We start from the raw sequence: 2319 nt of genomic DNA, 5'->3' as shown, positions 1-2319 counted from the left end.
GCGCGGGACGAGGCGTGTCGGCCGGGCGGGCCCTCGGCACCGCCTGGGACGGCGAGGGGGCGGGCCCCGAGGAGGCGGTGCTCGTGGTCCGCACCCTCGACCCGGCGTTCGCGCCGCTGCTGCCACGCCTCGCGGGGCTCGTGGCACAGACGGGCAGTCCGTTGTCCCACCTGACCGTGCTCGCACGGGAGTACGGGGTACCGGCGGTGGTCGGAGCCGCCGACGCGGTACACCGCTTCCCGCCGGGCACGCGGCTGACGGTCGACGGCACCCTCGGCGACGTACGGCCGGAGGAGCCACGATGAAGCGGCTGGCCTACCTCTTCGCGGGTGCCGCGGCGGCCGGAGCGGCCGGGTACTTCGTGATCTACCTCTACCGATGGCAGTGGCAGCGGGCCATCCTGTGCGGGGTCGTGCTGCTGATCGTCGGACTGATGCTGCTGGGCATCGTGCTGTGGGGGCGGCTGGCGCGGATCGAGGAGCGGATCCGGGAGAGCGACAGGAGGCAGCAGGACGTGCTCGCCCGACTGCGACAGACGCAGTCACGGGAACATGGGGACCGGCAGGGAGACCGGTTCCGCTGGCTCCAGGACCCGGCGAGCCGTACGTATGTGTTCGTGCCGGTGCTGATGGTGACGGGCGTGGTGCTGGCCGGGATCGCCTGGCTGGTGCAGCGGATCGCGTCGGCCACGGCCCGGCCGGCCGCCGACCGGCGACTGGCCGGACAGCTGTCCGTGCTGGCGGCACCCGATCCGGCGCCGGAGACGGATCTGGAGGACGAGCGTCCACTGGGAGCGGGCGGCGCGGGCCGGGCGGCACGGCTGTTCACGGTGGCGGCCGTGGGTGTGGCGCTGCTGGCGTCGCTCGTCGTGGGGCTCGCGGACCTCACCCAGACCAGGAGGCAGGAGCGCGACGGGTCCGAGGCGACGTCGGTGCTGGTCAGGGTCGACATGCGCGGGGTACCCGTGACCACCGAGCGGCAGTTCATGGCGGCGTCGCAGGCCTGGGAGCGGTGCCGGAACTCGACCTCGGTGCCCCTGCGCCGGACCACGCTCGGCGAGCTGGGCGACGGCGTGTTCGCGGGTATCGTCCGGCCCGCCCTCACCGACCACGACCGCCTCCGGCTGCGCGGCTGCCTGGAGGACAGCGAGGTGGACCGCGCGAGTCTCACCGTGGTCGGCATCGGCGACACGGACGAGGGGTGAGCCCCGGAGACAACGGCTCGATGCCCCCGCCCTCGGCGATTCGAGCCCCTCCATCCACCCCTGACCTCGCACGACGCAAGATCACTGCAAAGTACATGAATTCGGTGAGTTTATACACATCAGGACAGATCACCCGATAATGCCGGGTTACGCTTCGAATGGGTCTTCTACCGGAGGCCCTTTTTCCGCGCCCTTCGTCCCCCATCTCCTCGGGTCACCCATGTCTGTCAACCTCGCGCCGTCATCCGTACGGCCCGGTCCGCCGTCCCCCGCTCGCCCCGCCACGCGCCCCCGCTCGCTGCGCCGCCGGGTCGCGCACATCGTCGTCGGTGTCCTGCTCGGCTACTTCGCTCTGTGGGCCGCCGGCACGCTCGGGGTCCTGGCCGTGTCGTACGTCGCAGGCGAGTCGACCGCACCGCCCGCCGGTACTCGTGCCGTGCAGGGCATCCACAACTTCCAGCCCGTCGGCACGGCCGGCAAGCTGTGGCGAGGGGCGGCCCCCTCCCCCGCCGGCTACCGGGCGCTCTCCGACCTCGGCTTCGCAACCGTCGTCGACCTGCGGGCCGAGAACCTGTCCGCGGCGCAGCTCGCCAAGCCGCGCGAGGCGGGGCTGGACGTCGTACGCCTGCCGATGCGGGACGGGCAGACACCGAGCCCGGAGCAGGTGCAGCGGCTGCTCGACACCGTGTCCCGGAGCTCCGGGCCGGTGTTCGTGCACTGCGGCGCCGGCGTCGGCCGTACAGGGACGATGGCGGCGGCGTACCTCGTCAAGACCGGGCAGGAGGGAGCCGGGGCCGCGGTCTGGCGCAACCTGTCGGTCGGGCCGCCGTCGGTCGAGCAGATCTACTACGGACTGAACCTGGAGCGGGAGCGGGCGACCGAGAAGCCGCCGCTGTCGGTGGTCACCCTCAGCCGCCTCGTGGACGCGCCGCGCCGCATCTGGTCGTACCTGTAAGCCCTCGCACCCGCAGCCCTGCCCTCAGAGCCATGGGCGCATGTGTAAGGGGCGGTCGCCCCTGGCGACCGCCCCTTACACATGCCTCGCCTCGCGCACCCGTCTCAGATCTCGGGCGCCCGTCTCAGACCTTGCGCGCCACCGCCCCGTACCCGGCCAG

Annotated in this window: 3 protein-coding genes; all 3 read left to right on the top strand. The window is 72.6% G+C overall.

Annotated elements, in window-relative coordinates:
* Positions 1–305: PEP-utilizing enzyme (locus AOK15_RS40555; protein WP_240508828.1), on the top strand; the 305-nt coding region annotated here is incomplete at its 5' end.
* Positions 302–1204 (top strand): hypothetical protein, encoded by a 903-nt coding sequence (locus AOK15_RS40550; protein WP_055524190.1) that lies wholly within the window; start codon positions 302–304, stop codon positions 1202–1204. The genes AOK15_RS40555 and AOK15_RS40550, both read left to right, overlap by 4 nt.
* Before the next feature lie 220 nt (positions 1205–1424).
* Positions 1425–2159 (top strand): protein-tyrosine phosphatase family protein, encoded by a 735-nt coding sequence (locus tag AOK15_RS40545; protein WP_055524188.1) that lies wholly within the window; start codon positions 1425–1427, stop codon positions 2157–2159.
* Positions 2160–2319 lie beyond the last annotated feature (160 nt).

Source organism: Streptomyces ossamyceticus (assembly GCF_001418475.1).
Lineage (GTDB): Bacteria > Actinomycetota > Actinomycetes > Streptomycetales > Streptomycetaceae > Streptomyces > Streptomyces ossamyceticus.
The sequence above is the reverse complement of the archived record's forward strand: the minus strand, read 5'-3'. Positions and strand labels throughout refer to the sequence as shown.